The sequence below is a fragment of the Candidatus Planktophila sp. genome (genome assembly GCF_046070465.1).
Lineage (GTDB): Bacteria > Actinomycetota > Actinomycetes > Nanopelagicales > Nanopelagicaceae > Planktophila.
Genome location: NZ_JBJTMK010000140.1, coordinates 1 through 3,856, shown reverse-complemented (window position 1 = coordinate 3,856; position 3,856 = coordinate 1). Strand labels below are relative to the sequence as shown.

4 protein-coding genes are annotated in these 3,856 nt (G+C 47.9%); all 4 read left to right on the top strand.

Annotated elements, in window-relative coordinates:
• A partial coding sequence (locus ACKOVI_RS06240; RefSeq protein ID WP_509603224.1) for a branched-chain amino acid ABC transporter substrate-binding protein occupies nt 1-1,038 on the top strand: 1,038 nt, incomplete at its 5' end.
• A gap of 102 nt (nt 1,039-1,140) precedes the next feature.
• Complete coding sequence (locus ACKOVI_RS06235) at nt 1,141-2,091, top strand: branched-chain amino acid ABC transporter permease (RefSeq protein WP_509603223.1); 951 nt, start codon at nt 1,141-1,143, stop codon at nt 2,089-2,091.
• Nucleotides 2,091-3,149, top strand: a complete 1,059-nt coding sequence (locus tag ACKOVI_RS06230; RefSeq protein ID WP_509603222.1) for a branched-chain amino acid ABC transporter permease — start codon at nt 2,091-2,093, stop codon at nt 3,147-3,149. The genes ACKOVI_RS06235 and ACKOVI_RS06230 overlap by 1 nt, the downstream gene beginning before the upstream one ends.
• The coding region (locus tag ACKOVI_RS06225; protein ID WP_509603221.1) for an ABC transporter ATP-binding protein at nt 3,149-3,856 on the top strand (708 nt) is incomplete at its 3' end. The genes ACKOVI_RS06230 and ACKOVI_RS06225, both read left to right, overlap by 1 nt.

Here is a 3,856-nt window from a genome sequence, read left to right as displayed (position 1 = left end):
TGCTCAGGCAAGTTGAAGATTGCATACCAGGGCCCACTTACAGGTGGCGAAGCAGCTCTCGGTATCAATGAACTTAACGGTGTTAAGTTCGCGCTCAAGAAGTTCCTTGCAGCAAATCCAAAGGCAAATGTTGATCCAGTTGTCTACGAAGTAGATGACCAGGGTGATCCAGCAGTTGCTGCTCCAATCGCTCCTAAGGTTGCAGCTGAAGAGTGCGTAGTCGCACTTGTCGGTCCTGCCTACTCAGGTGCATCAAAGGTTTCACTACCTATCTACCTTTCAGCAGGTCTTTCAATCATTACACCATCTGCTACAAACCCAACACTTCCATCATTCGGTAAGGAAATTTTCCACCGCGCAGTGTTGACAGATGATTACCAGGGTCCAGCAGCTGCTCGTTTGATCGTTCAGAACAACAAGAAGGCAACTGTCTTCCTTGTTAACGATGCATCAGACTATGCAGTTGGACTTCAGAAGACTGTAGACATCACACTTGCTGGCCGCGTTGTCGGTAAGGATGTCACACCAACAGGTACAACAGACTTCTCAGCAACAATTGCAAAGATCAAGAAGTCAAAGGCAACAGCTGTCTTCTACTCAGGATACTTCTCACAGGCAGCAGTATTCGTAAAGCAGCTTCGCGACTCAGGTTCAAAGGTTGTCTTCGCTTCAGGCGACGGAACACTTGATAACCAATTCGTAAAGCTTGCTCGTAAGGCTGCTGAAGGTGCACTTCTTACAGCTCCAGCAATCCCATTCGAGACAGCATCTCCAAAACTTGCTGCTGAGATGGTCAAGGCTGGTTGGACTCCTGGTGTTTACACAACAGAGTCATACGATGCAACTAACTTCTTCCTTGAGGCAATCAAGGCTGGAAATACAGATCGTGCATCTATCAACAAGTACGTATCAACAAAGTCATCTAAGGGTCTTTCAAAGACACTCAAGTTTGACTCAGATGGCGAAGTATCTGGTGCAGATATCAACGGCTTCGTCGTAAAGAACGGAAAGCTCGTTCTCCTTGGAGCAATCAAGTAATTGTTGGTGGCTCTAAGAAGCAATAAAGCAGTTCATCATTAAAACGGAGGGAGACGGTGTTACGGCACCGTCTCCCTCCCTTATGAAATATCGAGGTGTCTTGTGGATTTTGCACTCTTAAGAGATGCATTTTGGGGGCTGACCTTTGATGGTCTAGCGCTCGGCGCTATTTACGCGCTGATTTCGTTGGGATACACATTGGTGTATGGCGTACTCCGCCTCATCAACTTTGCCCACTCTGAAGTCTTTATGATTGGAACATTCGGCGCTCTTGTCGCTTCCGGAATTATGGGCGTAAAAGTTGAGGATGATCCTCGTACAGGCGCTTCAATGATACTTACCCTTCTCTTCTGTCTGGTAATTGCAATGCTCGCATCGGCACTGACCGCTATCGCAGTTGAGTTCGTCGCCTATCGACGACTCCGTAAGCGTGGCGCTACGAAGCTAGCAACCCTTATTTCTGCGATTGGCGTCTCAATCTCGCTCGTTGAATTGTTCCGCATTATCACCCACTCTCTTCCACGCGAATTCCCTCGCATTATGGATAAGACCTTCTTATTCTCTTTTGCTGGTGCCGATATTCGCAACGATAAAGTGATCGTGATTATCGCAGCTGGTCTCATGATGGTTGCCCTTGATCAATTCATCTCCAAGACTCGTCTCGGTAAAGGTATTCGCGCTGTATCAATGGATGAGAACACCGCAACTCTGATGGGTGTCAACATCAATCGTGTTATTACGGTGACCTTCTTCGCTGGCGGTCTGATGGCAGGTGCAGCAGCATTTTTCTATATTCTTACCTACGAGAACACATCGTTTAAGGTTGGCTTCTTCCTGGGAATTTCAGCTTTTACCGCTGCAGTTCTCGGCGGAATCGGAAATCTCCGAGGCGCACTTTTCGGTGGATTTGTTCTCGGTTTGATGGAGACTTATACATCAGCTGTATTCGGAACCGCTTGGAAAGCTGTTATCTCTTTCATCATCTTGGTACTCGTATTGCTCATCAAGCCAACCGGCTTGTTCGGTGAATCAATCACACAGGCGAGGGTCTAATGTCAAAACTCAACCTCAATCTTCGCGATCGCGGAGCTACCTTCTGGGAGAATTCTCCTCGCTGGCGTCGCGTTCTTCTCTCAGTAATTTTTATCGGAAGTTGTTACGCACTTCCATTCCTTAATAACCCAATCCTGAATACACCGGGCTCTGACTTCCAGTCGGTGCTCTTCTATCCAGTGGGCATGTATGTCATGATGGCGATCGGCCTCAATATTGTGGTCGGCAAGTCAGGTCTACTCGATCTCGGTTACGTTGCATTCTTCGCTATCGGCGCATACACAATGGCGATTCTTGGCACCAAGACAAGCTTGAACTTCTGGGAGATTCTTCCGATTGGTGTTGCACTCGCGATGCTCTCGGGCGTTCTCCTTGGAACTCCAACTCTGCGTCTTCGTGGTGACTACCTTGCGATTGTGACTCTCGGGTTTGGTGAAATTGTTCGAATCTTTGCCGTCAACACAGATGCAATCGGTGGTTCACGCGGTATTGCTGGAATTCCAACACCTCCAGAAATCTTTAAGGCTAAGTTCACTATTCTTGATCCAAAGCCTTACTACTGGATGCTCCTTACATTTACCTTGCTGATTATCTGGATGGTCCGTCGCCTTGCGGCACGTCGTCCAGGTAGAGCATGGGATGCAATCCGTCAGGATGACGATGTTGCGCAGTTGATGGGAATCAACACCCGTCGCTCAAAGGTCTGGGCATTCGTACTAGGCGCAGCTGTTGCCGGTGTCGGCGGAGTAGTTTACGCATCACAAATCTTGTCTATCGTTCCGGATCAATTTAACCTCAACGTCTCCATCTTGATTCTTGCCTGTGTTGTATTTGGCGGAATCGGAAATGTTTGGGGTGTGATTCTCGGTGCAGTACTTCTTGCATTTACGCCAGAGCGCATCCGCTTCTTAAGCCAGCCACGTATCTTGGTATTCGGCATTGCTCTCGTTGTGATGATGAATCTTCGCCCAGATGGAATCTTGCCGAAGAAGAAGCGCGAACATTTCGATGCAAATTGGGATCATGTCGAAGAGTCCGGAGAAGGAGAGATCAAATAATGTCTGAGGTACTTCTCGAACTGAAAAATGTCACCATGAAGTTTGGTGGCGTTACCGCTCTCAATGATGTCAACGTTCAGGTTAAGAAGGGCGAGATCCTCGCACTCATTGGACCAAATGGCGCTGGCAAGACTACGATCTTTAACGTAATCACGGGTGTCTACAAGCCAACTTCTGGTGAGATCAACTTCAATGGTCAATCGGTCATTGGCAAGAAACGTCATCAGGTTACAAAGATGGGCATCGCTCGTACATTCCAGAATATTCGACTTTTCGGTGAATCATCAGCGCTAGAAAATGTAGTTACTGGTGCCGATATCCACTCTAAATCTGGTGTCATCGGAGCAATCTTTGGAACTCCTCGTTCCCGTCGTGAAGAGAAAGCTGCTCTTGATCGCGCTCTCGAGCTCCTTAACTTTATGGGACTTCGCAAGCGCGCAGGTCAGCTGGCAAAGAATCTCCCATATGGAGATCAGCGACGACTTGAAATTGCACGTGCACTCGCAACAAATCCTCAGCTCGTTCTCCTTGATGAGCCAGCAGCAGGATTTAACCCTGCTGAGAAAGTTGCACTTGCAGAGACAATTAAGAAGATTCGCGATGCTGGATACACAGTCCTTCTGATCGAACACGATATGTCACTGATCATGGGAATCTCTGATCGCGTTGTCGTTATCGACTTCGGCCAGAAGATTGCAGATGATCTT